The organism is Kitasatospora sp. NPDC088779, assembly GCF_040685395.1.
GTDB lineage: Bacteria > Actinomycetota > Actinomycetes > Streptomycetales > Streptomycetaceae > Kitasatospora.
On sequence record NZ_JBFBHW010000003.1, the window covers coordinates 167,276 to 182,527 of the forward strand.

The window sequence follows — 15,252 nt, forward strand, 5'->3', positions numbered from 1 at the left end:
GGTCCCGCACGCAGTGCTCCTCGGCGGGCGGGCGGCCCTCCTCCGGCAGGCCGCGCTGCCGGCGGCGGCGTTAGCCTTCGCGCTTCCCGGGTAGCCGCTCCGCCGGACCACGACGGATGACCCCGCGAGGAGGACGCACCATGGACGGACGCGAGCAGGAGGCGCTGCTCGGGATCGAACGGGAGCTGCGCCGCGACCGCGTCCTGGAAGCACGGCTGCACAGGTTCGGCCTCGGACTGCGCAGCAGGGCCTGGGACATGATGCGCGGGGTACGGCCGGGCCCTGTTCTCGGGCTCGCTCTGCTGTCGCTCGGCCTGCTCGCGGCCGGACTCCGGACGGCGGAGCCACCTGTCCTGTGGGCCTTCACGGGCTGCTGGGCGCTGACCCTCGCGGTCGCCTTCGCCGTGCTCTGCGCCTGCGCCGATGGCCGGGGGAGCGGCGGATGAGCGGCCTGCCAGGCCCGCCCGGCGCCGGACGGCTGCTCGCGCCACCGGGCCCGCTCCACGACCCCTGGGGAGAGGACCACCAGCTCGCGCTGCACCTGTGCTACGAGCTCCACGACCGGGGCCTGCCGGGCGTCCACCCCGGCTGGGAGTGGGAGCCGGAACTGCTCGCCCTGCGACGGGAACTGGAGCGATCGTTCCTGGCGAGGGTGCGCGCCGAGACGGAACCCGTACCGGCGTTGCCCGAGGTGCTGGAGCAACTGCTCACGCAGCCGCCCGAGGGTACCGGGCCCTCGCACTTCCTGCTGGCCGAGGGCGAGCGCCACCACGCCCGGGAGTACCTGGTGCACCGGTCCGTCTACCACCTCAAGGAGGCCGATCCGCAACTGTGGGTCCTGCCGAGGATCCACGGGCCGGCCCAGGCGGTGCTGATGGCGATCGCCTACGACGAGTACGGCGCCGGACGCCCGGAGCGGGCGCACTGCCTGCTGTTCGCCCGGATGATGACCGCCTTCGGCCTCGACCCCGAGTACGGCCACTACCTGGACGTCGTCCCCGCGCCCATGCTGGCGACGGTCAACCTGATGACGCTGTTCGGCCTGCACCGCGTGCTGCGCGGCGCCGCCATCGGGCAGTTCGCCGCCATCGAGATCACCTCCTCCCCCGGCTCGGCCCGCCTGGCCGCCGCGCTGGAACGCCTGGGTGGCGGCCAGGACGGCACGCTGTTCTACCGCGAACACATCGAGGCCGACGCCGTCCACGAGCAACTGGTGCGCCGCGGGGTCATCGAGGAACTGCTCGCCGCCGAACCGGAGTCGGCGCCGGACATCGCCTTCGGCATCGCCGCCGCCGGGACGGCCGACCGCCGCTTCGCCGACCACCTGCTCGGCTGCTGGCGCGCCGGACGGACCTCCCTGCGCTCACCCCTCGCCGACTCCTCCTCCTGAGCCGTGCCGTGCTCCTGAGCCTTCTTGTGCTCCCGAGCCTTGCGGTGGGCGGCCGTGCCGCCGGTGGCTGGTGTCGCAGAACGGATACGTCCGGCTGCGCCGGCAGGCGCACAGGGCCACCACCGGGCGCTCGGAGACCCGCCGGGTGCCGTCCGGCAGGACCACCTCCACCGGGCCCTCGACCAGCAGGGGACCGCCCGGCACGACGACCACCCGGGTGACGTCCCGGTCAGCGTTCGCGAACACCGCGCACCACCGCCAGCTCCTCCTCGCGCTCGCCCGGCCCGATCAGCCCGAGTCGCTCGAACAGGGCGGCGCGGGCCGTCAGCACCGGCCCGAAGGGCTGCCGCTGCCGCGCCGCCACGCTCGTGCGCAGCCCGGCCGCGCGCAGGAGCGCCAGGGTTTCCGGGACGTCCGCGAGCGCGGACTGCACGATCAGCAGCACGCCGCCGGCGGCCAGCACGCGGGGAGTCGTCCGGCAGATCCGGTCCAGGACCAGCCGCCCGTCCGGGCCGGCGTCCCAGGCCAGGGCCGCGCCGCGGCCAGGAGACCCCTTGCCGGGGTCGGTGGGGAGGTACGGGGGATTGGCGGTCACCAGGTCGAAGCGGCCACCGGAGAGCGGAGCCAGCAGGTCGCCCCGGTGCAGCCGGATCCGGCGGTGGTGCAGGCGGGAGTTGCACCAGGCGGCCGCGACGGCACGGGCGGACAGGTCGACCGCCGTGACCCGTGCCCCGCTGCGCGCGGCCGCGAGCGCGACGGCGCCCGTCCCCGTGCACAGGTCGAGCACCCGGCTGGAGCCGTCCAGCGGCTCCCGGCGCACACAGGCGGCCAGCAGTTCGGTGTCCCCCTGCGGCGGATAGACCCCCGGTGGTCGCAGCAGCAGCATGCCGGGCGGCTTCCCGCACCGGCGCCGTTCACACCTGCCGGACCCGCACACCTGCCGGACCCGCACACCTCCGTGCACACCCTCGACGAGGTGGACCACGCCGGCTACGACCTGCTGCTCGTCCCGGGCGGCACCATCACCGCGGACACCCTCCGGCTCCGCGAGGCGGCCGTCCACACCGTGCTCGCCTTCACCGTCGCTGGACGTCCCGTCGCCTTCACCGTCGACGGGCGTCCCGTCGCCGCCATCTGCCACGGGCCGTGGCTGCCGGCCGAGGCGGGCGTCGCGTACGGCAAGCGGCTCACCTCCTACCCCTCCGTGCGCACCGACCTCGCCAACGCTGGTGCCACCTGGACGGACGAACCTCTGGTCACGGACGATGCCGACGGCTGGCGGCTGGTGACCTCGCGCAACCCCGACGACCTCGAACACTTCCTGCGGGGCGTCGACGCCGCGCTGCGCACACGGTCCGAAGCGGTCGGCTCGCGCTGAGGAGGCGACCGGCCGTCGGCCGCCGCCCGCACGCTCGACGCGGTGGGTGCGGTGCTCAGCGCGCGGCGGTTTCCGCCGGGTGGGCGTCGTCCTCGTGGTGGTCCTGGGCGGCTGCTCCGGTGGCGTCGGGTGCGGGGCCCTGTCTGGCGGCCTGGCACGTGCTGCAGGTGAGCCAGTGCGCTGGAGGTTGGTGGGCGTAGCGGTGCGGGGCGAGGGTCATTCCGTCGGTGTCCAGGCCGCACAGGGTGCGGCGGCCGCAGGTGCCCGAGGCTTCCGCGGGGGCGGCGTGCACGCGGCGCACCGGGCTCTCCGGGTCCGCCGGGGTGTGGTCGGGGCCGAGGAGCCGCACGTTGGTCGGCATGTCTAGCTCAAGTACGACGACGATGTCCATCTTCTCAACGTCGCTGCTGGGCCGGTCCGCCGCACCCGCTCGGTGGCATCCGGACCAGCCCGGGCCACCTCCGGCGGACGGGTCCCGACCCTGCTTCCAACGGCCTTGGCGACGCGTGGTGAGGCCTGGCACCCCGGTGCCCCCGTGGGCGCCCCGACCGGCGTGGCGGCGGTCGGCGCCGTCGCGTTCGTCCGCGGGGCCACATCCTTCGGGACCTCCGCGGCGGCCGGACCGATGGCAGGTACGGGATGACGGCAGATACGGGATGACGGCGCGGGCCGGGGGAGTGACGCTGGTGGGGTGGACGGCAGCGACGCGGTACGCGCGGAAGGCTCCCGGCGGCCCGTGCCGGACGGTGCGGGGCGCGGCCGGCAGCCGACGCCGACGGTGGGGGTGGAGGAGGAGTACTTCCTCGTGGACGCCGCCACCCGCGCCGCGGTGCCCGCCGGGCCGGGGCTGGCCGCCCGCGCCGCCGGCGTGCTGGGGGAGCTGGTGTCCGGGGAGTTCACGGACCTCCAGATCGAGGTGCGGACACCGCCGTGCAGCACGATGGAGGACCTGTCCGCCGAGCTGACGCGACTGCGCCGCGAACTGGCCGCGTGCGCGACGGCCGAGAACCTGAAGGTCTGTCCCAGCGCGACGCCCGTGATCGGCGGCGACGTGGCGCCGGTGGGCGATCACCCCCGGTACCGCGACGGGGTGAAACTGTTCCGGACGATGATGGATGACTTCGCCGTCTGCGCCCTGCACGTCCACGTGTTCCTGCCCGACCGGGAGGTGGCGGCCCTGGTCGGTAACCATCTGCGGCCATGGCTGCCGCTGCTGGTCGAGATGAGCGCCAACTCGCCCTTCCACGCCGGACGGGACACCGCGTACGCGAGCTGGCGGTCGGTGCTGCGCCTGCGGTTCCCCGGTCTCGGGCCGCCGCCGAGGGTCGAATCCTTCGACGACTACCGGCGCTTCGCCACCGCCATGGCGGACGTCGGTGGAATGTCCTTCGCCGAGCTGCCGTTCTGGGACACCCGCCCGCACCCGAACCTGCCGACCCTGGAAGTACGGTGCATGGACGTTCCGGCCGAGGCGGTCGACTCCGTGGCCCTGGCGGCCGTCGTCCGGGGACTGGTGGTGACCTCCGCCCGTTTGGCGGAGCACGGCGACCAGGGCCCCCGGCTGAGCGGTGAGCTGCTGCGCGGCGCCTACTGGTACGCCACCCGCGACGGCTGGCCGGGGCGGGGGACGGACGCCCTGACCGGACGGATGCTGCCCGCCCCGGAACGCGCACGGCGGCTGCTGGAGCACATCGGCGCCGCATTGGAGGACATGGGGGACCTGGAACGGGTCACCGCCTTCGTCGACCGGCTCGCCACCCGGGGCAGCGGCGCCCACCGCCAACGCGCCGCACACCGCGCCGGAGGCCTGCCGGCGGTGGTGGACGACCTGGCGAGCTGCATGATCCCCCCGGACGCCGCCCCGCCGCAGTCACCCGCCTGGCGGACCCCACTGCGGCGCGGCCGCGACGGGCGTGCCAGCTTGGAGGGAGCCGGCAGGGAGCGGCCGGGGGACGGACCCGCGCCGACGGCCGCCCGCGAACCCCTTGGGAAGCCGATGCACGCCACCCCGAACCCGAACGGCCGCACCCCCGAACGGGGCGGCCTGGTGCGCCGCGACGGCTACGCCCGCCTGAGCGCCGCCGACCTCGGCGTCGACCCCGAGGCACTGGCGGAGGACTTCGCCCGGCTCGCCGACGCCTACCGGGACCTGCCCCCGGACCCGTACGCGCGGGAGACCAACCGGTTCCGCCGCTACTCGCACGCCGTCTACCTGCCCTGGACCGGTGTGCTGTCCTACATCCCCGGTGCCCCCGACGGCGAGTTCGGCACCGTCACCGAGTACTGGCAGGACGAGCACAACCCCGAGTACCCCCGGATGCGCCGCCGGCTGCCCGACATCCCGCCCGCCCTGCACGGCAACCGGCTGCTCGACGCCCTCGTCCGCGCCGACCTCGACCACGCCCTGTGGCTGGAGGACCTGCACCGCGTGCCCGTCTACGTCGGCATCCACCTGATCGCGCTCGGCGTGCAGGACCGGGGCCAGGTCGCGGTGTCCTCGCCGAACTGCCTTCACCAGGACGGCGGTTCACCGGCCACGTTCACCTTCGCCCACCTCGTCGGCCGCCGGAACATCGAGGGGGGCGAGAACGTCATCGCCACCCCGGAGAGCGCCGGCCGACAACCCGACGCGCTGCCCGCCGACGCCATCCACACCCGCTTCGTCCTGACCGAACCGCTGGACGGGTACGGCGTCCACGACCGGCGCGTCAGCCACTACGTCGGTCCGGTCCGCCTCGGCGACGACGGGGGCGACGGCTGCCGCGACATCCTCATCGTCGGCATCGCGCCGTACGCGCCCGGGCTGTGAGCGCCGTACGCGCGCACTGCGGGCACTGCGGGCACTGCGGTCACTGCGTACGCAGGGCGCGCTCGCACTCCTGGCACCGCTGGTCGGCGAGCGTGGGCGGGTACCAGGGCTCGCCGGGCCGGACCGGCCGGTAGTGGGTGTGTTCCATCGGGCCGGTCTCCAGCCCGCACAGCGTGTACGGCTGCGGGTCCTCGGGCACGTCGGGATCGGCCCCGGCGGCGTGCACCGCGATCACGGCGGGCTCGGCATCTTCCGCATCTTCCGCATCTTCCGCACTTTCCGCGCTGATGGCCCCGATGGCCCCGTCGGGCTCCAGCTCGAAGAGCACGATGATCGATGCCATGCACCGAGCCTCGGCCATCGCCGGCGGACCCACATCCGGGGGTGGGCCTTTCGAGGCGAGCACCCTTGCCCCGTTTCGGCCCGGCTCCGCCTGGAAGAGCGGCGGGACCGACGACCGCATGGATCGCGCCCGTCGGGGCCTGCTGCCATGCTCGGGTGATCACACCTCGTGCACGGAAGGAGTCCGTCGATGATCGTGCCGCCCGCGCTGGAACGGTGTCCGGGCGGGCTGCGGTGAGGGGCTGGGTGGTCGGGGCCGTCGGCGAACCGGGCAAACCATGCAAACCAGGCGAGCCGGGGCGGTTGCTGGTGGTGCTCGTCGACGGTCGGCGGCTGGTGACGCGCGAGCTGTCCGGGCAGGAGCGGGCGGAGCTCGGATCGCCCGTCGCCGGGCGGCTGCGAAAGCCGCATCCGGGCGCGCGGTCGATGGTGCGCTGGCTGCGCCCGGTGCTGGCCGTCGTCGTCGAGCTGGAAGCCGGACAGGTGCGCCGCATCGCCTTGCCCGCAACGGGCGACTGAGTGGTCCGCCGCCACCCGGTCCCGGCGCTGCGCACCGCGCTCCGAGCCTGATCCGGACCCACCGGCGCCACCTCGGCGGCCGTCGTGGGGTTCACCCGATTGCCCAGCGTCCGTCCGGCCGGCCCCGGGACGGACCGGGCGCCCGGGGGCGGGCCGCGTCCGGGCGACGTAGGTTGCGGGCATGACCAGTGACGAGACGACGATCCCGGCGGTAGGGGTGCGCCTGCTGGACGAGGTGTTCGACGCGATCGAGGCGGCCAACGGCCGCCCGCAGCCGTGGACCGGTTTCGACCACGGGATCCTGGGGGCCTACCGATGGGCCGCCGGCGCCCAGGTCGCGGCGCCCCTCACCGCTGCCGCCGCGCTCGGCGCCACCGGGCCGTGCCGGGCGCAGCTCCTGGCCGAGTGCCAGGCCGCCGCCGTCCGTCTGCGCGACGTCTCGGCCTTGGCCTTGGCCTCGGCCTCGGGTGAGGGCGACGGCGCGGACGACAGCGCGAACGCCGCGTACGCCCTGGGCGCCTACCAAGCGCTGGCCTGGCTCTGCGGCCACCACGAAGACCGCCCCTGACCCGGCGGCCCGAAGGGCCGGCACCGACCTGCGGGCCTGCCGACCTGCCCGCATCGCGCACCCGCGCATCCGCGCACAGGGAGACGAAACCGTGCTGAAGGACGACAAGTCGCCCGGCGGGGGCAGGGACGAGACGCCCCAGGAACGGGCCGACCGGCTCTGGAGCGAGATGCTCCAGGAGGTGCGGGTGTGCCAGACCGGCGCGCAGATCCTCTTCGGCTTCCTCATCAGCGTGGCCTTCACCCCGCGCTTCTCCGGCCTGCCCGACTTCGACAAGGACCTCTACGTCGCCACCGTCATCCTCGGCGCCCTCTCCACCGGCACGCTCGTCGCCCCCGTGGCCTTCCACCGCCTCCTCGCCGGCCGCGGCATGAAACCCGAACTCATCCACGTCGCCGGCCACCTCATCGCCACCGGCCTCGTCACCCTGGCCCTGACCATCGCCGCCGCCCTGCTGCTCCTGCTGCGCACCGCCACCGGCAACCCGGTCGCCGCCTGGGTCCTCAGCGCAGCCGTCCTGCTCTGGTTCACCACCACCTGGCTCGTCCTGCCCCAGATCGTGCTGCGGCGCACGGCCGCCCGCCGGACGGCTCCTTAGCGCCGGTCCTGCACGGGTCCGGATCCCGTCGTGGCGTCGTGGCCGGAGCGGCGCCAGGAACGGCAGGGCCCGCCGACCGGATCTCCGAGGCCGTGCGAACGCGTCGCGACCGACGTTCGGGGTAGACGCCGGGGCAACCCCGAGGAGGAGAGGCCAGGCCCGCCGGTTCGAGCAGGAAGCAACCACCGGGCCCGTGAGGCCGCCCCCAGAGCGCACCGAATCTGCCGACTGACCTGATGAGAAGGGCTACGCCATGAGCACGCACGACACGGGTACCACCCCCGCGGAGCACGACGCCTCGCGGGACGGCGACGACACCGTACGGGAGCGGTCCGCGGAGGAACGGAACATCGTGGCGCCCACCCCGAAGGACGTCCGCGCCAAGGCCGACGAGCCCGACGACGCCGACGACGCGCCCACCCCACCCGCAGCCGACACCCAGGCCCCCTGACCGGTGCCGACCCCCGCCCGGCCGTGACCGGGCGGGGTTTCTGAACGCCCGTTGGCATCACCGGGTGCTCATGATGAACTGATCTATCCGACAATCCTCGCCGCAGCAGAGCCCCGCCCGGTGCTGGACGGGGCCTGTACGGCACAGGTCAGCCGCAGAACGTCGACTTCACCGCGGCGACGATCTGTGCGGCCTGGTCGTCCGTCAGAGACGGCACCGTGCCGCCCTCGAACCGTGACTTGGTGTTCTTCTGAACCGTCGCCGCGTCCTTGTTCTCGCGCGCGTCCAGGCACGTGTTACGGGCTCGGGAGACGGCGCGGTCCTGCTTGGCAACCAGACCCGGGTCCACGGCCTTGAGGGCGGCCATCAGGGCGACGGTCTGCGCCGAGTCCGGCGAGGGGATCGCGGACGTCGGCTTCGGGGCCTCGTCGGCCGGTTGCTGACCCGGGGCCGCCGGGGAGCTCGCGGACGGCTTCGCTTCGGCAGTCGCCTTATCGGGCTTGTCCTCGAACAGCGAGAGGACGGCACCGAGGGCGAGCACCGCCCCGCATCCGATCAGAATCTTTTTCTTGTCCATTCCCACCCCTTGACCGACATTTGGTGATCATCAGAGGTACCACAGGGCCTGTGACATGCGAAAGTCCCATCCGGAGACGGTCTCGTGGGTCGGCGGGGTCGGTTTCGATGACGGTCATGTTGCGGCCTCCCGGGCGGTCGCCTTCCAAAGTGGTTTCAATTTCAACTATGATGGTGCGGTGACATGCCGGCCACGAGTGATCCGTTGATCTGCTGATCCGCCAGAGGAGTTCCCGTGAGTGATGTGACCACCGATGTGACCGCGGCCCCGGTGCGCCGGCGGGTGTTCATCGACAAGCAGAGCCCTCAGGCCTACCGGGCGTTGCGGGCGACCGCCGAGGCGGCCGGGGTGGGGGCGGCGGAGGCCGGGCTGGACCGCAGGCTGGTGGAGCTGGTCAATCTTCGGGTGTCCCAGATCAACGGGTGTGCCTACTGCCTCAACGTGCACACCCGGGCCGCTCTTCAGGCCGGTGACACCGCGCAGCGCCTGGGCACGTTGCCCGCGTGGCGCGACACCGAACTGTTCACGCCGCAGGAGCGGGCCGCGCTCGCCCTGGCCGAGGTGACCACCGACCCGTCGGACGCCGTCGCGCAGGAGGCCGCCTACGGCGCCGCCCGCGAGGTCCTGACCGATGACCAGATCTCCGCGGTCATCTGGGTGGCGATCGCCATCAACGCCTTCAACCGCGTGTCGATCCTGAGCAAGCACCCGGTGCGCGCGATTCCGGCACAGTGACGGCGCCGCGCGGGCTCGACCCGGTGATCAGGGCGCGGATCGCCGTGGCCACGGGGCCCGGCCGTTCCTGCATGGCGACGTGGCCGACGCCGGGGAGGGTGAGGAGGCGGGCGTCGCGGAAGGCCGCGTAGGCCCGGGGCGCCGTACGGAAGGGGACGAGGGCGTCGTCCCGGCCGTAGACGAGCAGGGTGGGGGCGGTGACGCGGCGCGCCAGGTGCCAGGCGGAGGCCTCGCCCCGTCGCAGGAACGCGTGGACCACCGAGCGCACACCTTCGGCCAGCATGTTTTGTGCGTACGGCAGTTCGGCGCGGCGTCGGCGCTCGCGCGCCTCCACCGACCGCTGTTCGGTGCCGACGAGGGCGGGGTTCGCGTAGATGAGGCGGTAGAGGTCGTCCAGTTGGCGGTCGGGGCTCTGGGCGGCCAGGAGGCGGGAGTGCAGTCGTGGCGCGCCCGGCAGGCCGAGCAGGGCCACCCGCAGGGCCGGGGCGGGCGGGAACGTCGGCAGCACGGGCGAGATGAGGGTCAAGGTGGCGACCAGGTCGGGCCGTTGGGCGGCGAGGCGCAGTGCGATCAGGCCGCCGAGGGAGTTGCCGACCAGGTGCACGCGGTGGTGTCCGGTCCGGTCGAGGTGGCGGGCGACGGCCGCGGCCTGGCGTTCGACGGTGACGTCGCCGTCGGGCGGGGGTGCCGATTTTCCGAAGCCCGGGAGGTCGAGGGCCAGGCAGTGCGCCGAGGTCCGCAGCAGGTCGATCAGGTGGGCCCAGTTGTGGGTCCAGCCGCCCAGTCCGTGCAGGAAGACGGCGGTGCCGGCGGCCGGAGCGGGGCTGCGGACGTACTCGGCGGCGAGGGGGTGGTGCATGGTGGTCCGTTTCTTCGGGGCGGGTCCGCCGGCCTGCTCAGCGGCGCAGGGGTGGCCCGGCCGTCTCGGTGAGGGCGAGCCGGTAGTGCTCGACGAGGCGGTCGCCGACCGTCTCCCAGCTGCGCTGCGTCGCTGAGGCACGGCCCGCCCGCCCGAACGCCGCCCGCAGTTCGTCGTCGCGGGCGAGACGTTCGACGGCCTCCCGGAACCCGTCCGCCGCGCCGGGTGGGACGAGGAACCCGGTGTGCCCCGGGCGGACGAGGTCGAGCGGTCCGCCGGCCGCCGGGGCGACGACGGGCAGCCCGCTCGCCATGGCCTCCTGGAGGGTCTGGCCGAAGGTCTCGAACGGCCCCGCGTGGACGAAGGCGTCGAACGAGGCGTAGAGCCGGGCGAGTTCGTGCCCGGACCGGAGGCCCAGGAAGACCGCGTCCGGGAGTACGGCCTCCAGCCGGGCCCGGCACGGGCCGTCGCCGACGACCACCAGCCGAACCCCCGGGATCCGGGACACCTCCGCCAGCCGGTCGACGTGCTTCTCCGGCGCCAGACGTCCGACGTACCCGACCAGGACGTCTCCGGGGCGGCCGAGGCGCCGGCGCAGGGTCTCGTCGCGGTGGTGGGGGTGGAACCGTGCGCAGTCGACGCCGCGCGGCCACAGGTGGACCCGGGGGATGCCGTGCGCGAGCAGGGCGCGCAGCGAAGCCCGCGACGGTGCCAGCGTCCGCGCGGCGAGGGAGTGCACCCGTCGCAGCCGCCACCAGGCCAACAGGGGCCCGGCCGCGCCCAGCGCCGGCAGGTAGGTCCTGGCGTAGGCGGCCAGATCGGTCTGGTAGACCGCCACGGACGGGACCCCCGCCCGGTCGGCCGCCGCGGCGCCGACCGCCCCGAGCGCGAACGGGCTGGCCAGGTGGACCACGTGCGGGCGGTGCCGCTCGATGGCGTCGGCCACCCCGCGCCCCGGGAGCGCGACCCGCACCTCCGGGTAGCCGGGCAGTGGCACCGACGGGACGCGGACCACCTCGTAGCCGTACGCCCGATCGCGGCGCAGGTCGCCCGCGTGCCGTCGCGCGGCCCGCGCGGCCCGCGCGGCCGGTGCCCGCACGGCGGGTGCCACCACCACCGGGGTGTGGCCCCGGGCGACGAGGTGTTCGGCGGTCCGGAGGACGCTGTGGGCGACACCGTTGAGCTGCGGGGCGAAGGACTCGGTGACGATCAGGACGCGGAGCCGTTCGCCGCCGGGGGCCGGGCCGTCCGCGGTGCGCGCCGCCGGCCCGGACAGGACTCCGCTCACCGTACCGCCGCCCCCGCTTCGGGCGCGGCCTGCGGCTCTGGGGCGGTCGGCCGGGTCGGCTCTGGAGCGGAAGGCCGGGTCGGCGGGCCCGACTGCGCCGGGTCGCCGGGGAGCGAGCGGCCGACGGCCCGCAGGTCCCGCAGGATCTCCCGCAAGCAGGCGACCGGGCTCGCCTCGCTGTACGGCACGCCGATCTGGGCGCAGTAGTCGCGCACGATGCGCGAGGCGGGGCGCAGTGCCGCCACCGGCATGGCCGGGAAGAGGTGGTGCTCGATCTGGTAACCGAGGCCGCCGAAGAGGAAGTGGACGAACCGGCCGGCCCGCAGGTTGCGCGACGGTAGCACCTGCCGGCGGAGGAAGTCGGCGCGCTCCGCGTCCGGGCCGGTCATCGGCATGCCCTTGTGGTTGGGCGCGAAGATGCACCCCAGGTACACGCCGAGGACCGCACCGAACAGTACGGCGAAGGCCAGCGCCTGGAGCGGTGCGAGGACGACGGCCAGGAGGGCCACCGCCAGGGCGTAGTGCAGCGCGGCGAGCGTGCGCTCCAGGGCCGGGTACCGGACGGTGCCGCGGGTCAGGGTCAGGCAGGTGGCGACGAGCAGCCCGAGCGCCTGGAGGGACAGCAGCGGGAAGAACAGTTCCGCCTGGTACCTGGCCGCGAGCCGCCTCAACCCTCTTGTCCGGCAGGCCTGTTCGGTGGTCCGGGCGAAGAGGAGGGAGTCCGCGGCCGGGTCGTGGCCCTCGCGGTTCGGGTGTGCGTGGTGCCGGTTGTGGTCGCTCACCCACCATCCGTAGCTCATGCCGACCACGAGGTTGCCCAGCACGATGCCCGCCAGGTCGGTCGCCCGCCGGCCGGCGAACACCGCGTGGTGGGCGACGTCGTGCCCCAGCAGCGCCAACTGGCCGAGGACGAAGGCGAACAGGGGCGCGATGCACAGCTGCCACCAGCTCGCGCCGAGCGCGACGAACCCGGCCAGGAGCAGCGCCAGGGCGGTGAACAGCGCGGCGCTCCGGCCTGCGTAGTACAGGGGACGCCTGCGCAGCAGACCGGCGTCGGAGACGCGTCGGTGCAGCTCGGCGAAGTCGCCGCGCCGGGTGGTCCCGGTGGGCGGGGTGTCCTGAACGGTCATGCCACCATTCCGGTCTCGGGTCGCTCCGGTCGCTCCGGTCGCTCGTTCCCGCCGCGCCGCGAGGCCCCGGGCAGGGTGGCGTCAGCCTTCCGCATCCGAACCGCCGTTGTCTCGGCGCTTCGCCGTGTCGCGGCCGGAGGTGGCCCGATCGGGTGGCGGCGGGCCCGGCTGGTCCGTCGTGCGTCCGATCACCGCTCGCCCGTTCGGCGCCGACGGCACCCAGGGCTCGCACTGCTGGAACAGCACCGGCGAGGGCCAGCACCTCCAGTGCGCCAACAGCACCGTCAACCAGGGCCGCCCGGTCACCGGCCACACGTACGCCTTCCAGGTCCGGATCGACCCCGCCACCCACTGGGTGACGGCCACCGTCACCGACGAGACCGCCGGCACCTCCTTCGTCCTCGGCTCGGTCCTGCTCCCCGAGTCGCAGCAGATCAAGCACGACTGGAACAGCTGGGTGGAGTACTTCGACTGGAACAGGCCCGCCTACGTCTGCGACGACAACGCGTACTCCGAGAACCGCTGGGGCCCGATGACCGGCAACGGCGGCACCCTCACCGCCACCAACACCGGCACCTCGACCAGCGGCGCCTGCGACGACATGATCCGCCAGCGGAAGCAGCCCGACGGCACCCTGCTCACCGAACTCGGCCTCGGCCAGTCCGCCCGCTGGCCGCTCCGGTTCGCCAACGGCGCCTGCCTCGACCGCGGCGGCACCAACGGCGCCATCAGCTACCGCTGCGCCACCACGCCCAACGCCAACCAGCTCTTCGTCTTCGCCCGCGACGGCAGCCTGCACACCGCCCAGGGCAACGAGTGCCTGGCCGCACCCGCGGCCGTCGGCGGCCAGGTGGTGCGCGCCGCCTGCGACGGTTCCGCGGCCCAGCGGTGGAGCTACGACGGTGCCCGCCGGGCCGTGGTCAACCCCGCCGGCTGGGCGCTCACCTCCAGCACCGCGGGGCGCAACGGGGACCCGGTGACCGCACGGCCCGCCGACGGCAGCCCTGAGCAGACCCTCACCGCGGTCGTGCGGACGGATGCCTAGCCTTCCTGTCCCGTGAGGTTGGGGGTTACCGGGGTGCGGCGGCCTGGCGCAGGTGGCGGCTCACGTCGCCGACCAGCGTGAGGCGGACCCGGCGCTCCGCGAACTGCCATTGGCCGCGCCGGAGTTCGAAGCGGTCGTGGTAGCGGGCGGCGGCGATGGGCTGCAAGGAGAAGCCGGGCAGGGCCTGGAGGGCGGTGACGTATGAACGCGCGACGGCCGTGCCCGCCGGTTCGTCGACCTCGACGGGGAGGTTGGTGGTGACGTGCTGGGTGCGCGGGGTGCCGTCGGCGTAGACGACCTGCGGGCGGGCGTTGGTCTGGCCGGCGAGCGTGATCGGCCGCCCGTGGTCGAGCGACAGGTACGTGTCGGCGTCGTCGGCCCCGCGCCACACCTGGATGAGGTCACTGTCGTCGGCGCGCGCCTCGCCCATGATGCCGCTCGCCGCGACGGGGACGTCGTCCTCGACCTCGTCGGCCCACCTGCTGCTCTCACCGGGCGCCTCGGCGTACGCCGAGGAGTTCGAGAACACCAGGACGGCGAGCGCGGTCGTCACGGTGACGGCGGCCAGGCGCCACGTGGACGGGGGAGTGGGGGCGGGAGGCCGGGGCGATGGGCGTCCGACGTCCCGCGGCACTGTTGGTCACAGCAGCGGGCGGATCCGGATAATCGCTGGTCACGCCGTCCGTGGCGGGCTAGCCTCGCTGCTCGTGACTGACTGGTACAAGATCTACTCCGACGCATGTGCGGTGCCCCCGGGCGGCGATCTGGACGAGCTCACCGCAGAACTGGCGGAGTGCCTGCGGGATCCGGACCCGGAGGTGCGCGACGGCTACCCGTACGTCGTGCTGCGGACCTGGATCGAGCGCGACGTCATCGACGGCGACCGGCGGCTCCGCCTGGGCGATGACATGGCGGCCCGCTTCGCGGCCGGTTCGCCGATTCAGGCCCGCACGTTCGCGCCGCTGGTCCTGGACATGATCGTCAGCCGCGGGGACCTCCGGCAGGAATGGCTGGACGCGTTCGTCCGCTGGTACCCCGCAGAGAGCGATCTGCGCGGCCACGACGCGCAGTTGGGCTGGCTGCACGCGGTGGCGCACGGCGCCGACTTGCTCGGTGCCCTCGGCTGCCACCGCGAGGTCGAACCGGTCGAGATGCTGGACCTCGCGACCGCCCGGCTCCTCGCGCCCACCGACTACCTGTACGCCGAACGGGAGGACGACCGGCTCGCCCGTGCGATCGCGCTGACCCTCACCAACCCGAAGCTCACCGCGGACCAGTCCGTCGCCTGGCTCGACGACATCGGCGCCGACTTCCGGGCCGTGGCCCGGGGCACCACCCCGACATACGTGTCCAACGCGCTGCGCACCCTGCGGATGCTCTACCTCCTCACCGACCTCGGCGTCCCGCCGCAGCCGGGGCAGCCGCCTCGTCAGGTCCCGCATCGCGACGCGGTCAAGCGGCGGCTCGTCGAAGTACTGGCGGACGACGCGAAGTCCGTCGGCTGACAGCCCCGCGCCGCGAGCCGTCCGGGCCTCCACGCCGTCGCCCGCCGGTGCCCTCGTC

19 protein-coding genes and 1 pseudogene are annotated in these 15,252 nt (G+C 74.1%); 11 read left to right on the forward strand and 9 right to left on the reverse strand.

Annotated elements, in window-relative coordinates:
- Positions 1–140 precede the first annotated feature (140 nt).
- Together AB0P03_RS03790 and AB0P03_RS03795 are read left to right on the forward strand one after the other, a co-directional pair.
- Positions 141–446: a hypothetical protein gene (locus AB0P03_RS03790; protein WP_363584379.1), complete on the forward strand. Its 306-nt coding sequence runs from the start codon at positions 141–143 to the stop codon at positions 444–446.
- On the forward strand, positions 443–1,390 hold the full coding sequence (locus tag AB0P03_RS03795; protein WP_363627728.1) for an iron-containing redox enzyme family protein: 948 nt from the start codon (positions 443–445) through the stop codon (positions 1,388–1,390). Before AB0P03_RS03790 ends, AB0P03_RS03795 begins: the two co-directional genes overlap by 4 nt.
- Here the strand turns inward: AB0P03_RS03795 and AB0P03_RS03800 are convergent.
- Together AB0P03_RS03800 and AB0P03_RS03805 are read right to left on the reverse strand one after the other, a co-directional pair.
- On the reverse strand, positions 1,364–1,636 hold the full coding sequence (locus AB0P03_RS03800; RefSeq protein ID WP_363627729.1) for a CDGSH iron-sulfur domain-containing protein: 273 nt from the start codon (positions 1,634–1,636) through the stop codon (positions 1,364–1,366). The two genes, AB0P03_RS03795 and AB0P03_RS03800, sit on opposite strands and share 27 nt — an antisense overlap.
- The gene (locus AB0P03_RS03805) at positions 1,620–2,276 is read right to left on the reverse strand and encodes a HemK2/MTQ2 family protein methyltransferase (protein ID WP_363584385.1); all 657 of its coding nucleotides are present in this window, start codon (positions 2,274–2,276) and stop codon (positions 1,620–1,622) included. The genes AB0P03_RS03800 and AB0P03_RS03805 overlap by 17 nt, the downstream gene beginning before the upstream one ends.
- A 78-nt stretch (positions 2,277–2,354) precedes the next feature.
- Here AB0P03_RS03805 and AB0P03_RS03810 point away from each other — a divergent pair.
- Positions 2,355–2,768: pseudogene (locus AB0P03_RS03810) on the forward strand (DJ-1/PfpI family protein); the annotation flags it as partial.
- 55 nt (positions 2,769–2,823) lie between these two features.
- Here the strand turns inward: AB0P03_RS03810 and AB0P03_RS03815 are convergent.
- On the reverse strand, positions 2,824–3,159 hold the full coding sequence (locus AB0P03_RS03815; protein ID WP_363622689.1) for a hypothetical protein: 336 nt from the start codon (positions 3,157–3,159) through the stop codon (positions 2,824–2,826).
- 300 nt (positions 3,160–3,459) lie between these two features.
- On the opposite strand from AB0P03_RS03815, the gene AB0P03_RS03820 reads away from it, so the two are divergent.
- A complete protein-coding gene (locus AB0P03_RS03820) occupies positions 3,460–5,577 on the forward strand; it encodes a YbdK family carboxylate-amine ligase (RefSeq protein WP_363627730.1) in 2,118 nt (705 codons plus the stop codon).
- Positions 5,578–5,617: 40 nt separating this feature from the next.
- On the opposite strand, the gene AB0P03_RS03825 is transcribed toward AB0P03_RS03820, so the two are convergent.
- A complete protein-coding gene (locus tag AB0P03_RS03825) occupies positions 5,618–5,920 on the reverse strand; it encodes a hypothetical protein (protein WP_363627731.1) in 303 nt (100 codons plus the stop codon).
- A 308-nt stretch (positions 5,921–6,228) separates the two neighbouring features.
- Between AB0P03_RS03825 and AB0P03_RS03830 the strand changes: the two genes are divergently transcribed.
- The 4 genes from AB0P03_RS03830 to AB0P03_RS03845 all read left to right on the forward strand — a co-directional run bounded on the left by AB0P03_RS03830 (position 6,229) and on the right by AB0P03_RS03845 (position 8,055).
- The gene (locus tag AB0P03_RS03830) at positions 6,229–6,438 is read left to right on the forward strand and encodes a hypothetical protein (RefSeq protein WP_363584395.1); all 210 of its coding nucleotides are present in this window, start codon (positions 6,229–6,231) and stop codon (positions 6,436–6,438) included.
- Positions 6,439–6,619: 181 nt separating this feature from the next.
- Positions 6,620–7,006 (forward strand): hypothetical protein, encoded by a 387-nt coding sequence (locus AB0P03_RS03835; protein ID WP_363584397.1) that lies wholly within the window; start codon positions 6,620–6,622, stop codon positions 7,004–7,006.
- A gap of 91 nt (positions 7,007–7,097) precedes the next feature.
- Complete coding sequence (locus AB0P03_RS03840; RefSeq protein WP_363584399.1) at positions 7,098–7,604, forward strand: DUF6328 family protein; 507 nt, start codon at positions 7,098–7,100, stop codon at positions 7,602–7,604.
- 253 nt (positions 7,605–7,857) lie between these two features.
- On the forward strand, positions 7,858–8,055 hold the full coding sequence (locus AB0P03_RS03845; RefSeq protein WP_363584400.1) for a hypothetical protein: 198 nt from the start codon (positions 7,858–7,860) through the stop codon (positions 8,053–8,055).
- A 148-nt stretch (positions 8,056–8,203) separates the two neighbouring features.
- Here AB0P03_RS03845 and AB0P03_RS03850 read toward each other — a convergent pair whose 3' ends face one another.
- Entirely contained in the window at positions 8,204–8,632 is a 429-nt protein-coding gene (locus tag AB0P03_RS03850; protein WP_363584455.1) for a DUF732 domain-containing protein, read from the reverse strand.
- Between the two features lie 234 nt (positions 8,633–8,866).
- Between AB0P03_RS03850 and AB0P03_RS03855 the strand changes: the two genes are divergently transcribed.
- The gene (locus AB0P03_RS03855; RefSeq protein ID WP_363584402.1) at positions 8,867–9,367 is read left to right on the forward strand and encodes a carboxymuconolactone decarboxylase family protein; all 501 of its coding nucleotides are present in this window, start codon (positions 8,867–8,869) and stop codon (positions 9,365–9,367) included.
- Here the strand turns inward: AB0P03_RS03855 and AB0P03_RS03860 are convergent.
- From AB0P03_RS03860 to AB0P03_RS03870, 3 genes are all read right to left on the reverse strand, one after another.
- The gene (locus AB0P03_RS03860) at positions 9,312–10,226 is read right to left on the reverse strand and encodes an alpha/beta hydrolase (protein WP_363627732.1); all 915 of its coding nucleotides are present in this window, start codon (positions 10,224–10,226) and stop codon (positions 9,312–9,314) included. The genes AB0P03_RS03855 and AB0P03_RS03860 overlap by 56 nt on opposite strands.
- Positions 10,227–10,263: 37 nt before the next feature.
- Positions 10,264–11,439, reverse strand: a complete 1,176-nt coding sequence (locus AB0P03_RS03865) for a glycosyltransferase family 1 protein (RefSeq protein WP_363627793.1) — start codon at positions 11,437–11,439, stop codon at positions 10,264–10,266.
- A 71-nt stretch (positions 11,440–11,510) separates the two neighbouring features.
- Positions 11,511–12,644 (reverse strand): acyl-CoA desaturase, encoded by a 1,134-nt coding sequence (locus AB0P03_RS03870; RefSeq protein ID WP_363627733.1) that lies wholly within the window; start codon positions 12,642–12,644, stop codon positions 11,511–11,513.
- Positions 12,645–12,822: 178 nt separating this feature from the next.
- On the opposite strand from AB0P03_RS03870, the gene AB0P03_RS03875 reads away from it, so the two are divergent.
- On the forward strand, positions 12,823–13,689 hold the full coding sequence (locus AB0P03_RS03875; RefSeq protein ID WP_363627734.1) for a ricin-type beta-trefoil lectin domain protein: 867 nt from the start codon (positions 12,823–12,825) through the stop codon (positions 13,687–13,689).
- Between the two features lie 25 nt (positions 13,690–13,714).
- On the opposite strand, the gene AB0P03_RS03880 is transcribed toward AB0P03_RS03875, so the two are convergent.
- Positions 13,715–14,242 (reverse strand): nuclear transport factor 2 family protein, encoded by a 528-nt coding sequence (locus AB0P03_RS03880; protein ID WP_363627735.1) that lies wholly within the window; start codon positions 14,240–14,242, stop codon positions 13,715–13,717.
- Positions 14,243–14,396: 154 nt separating this feature from the next.
- Here AB0P03_RS03880 and AB0P03_RS03885 point away from each other — a divergent pair, with 154 nt between their 5' ends.
- Positions 14,397–15,194, forward strand: coding sequence for a DUF2785 domain-containing protein (locus AB0P03_RS03885; RefSeq protein ID WP_363627736.1), 798 nt, complete (start codon positions 14,397–14,399; stop codon positions 15,192–15,194).
- Positions 15,195–15,252: the final 58 nt, after the last annotated feature.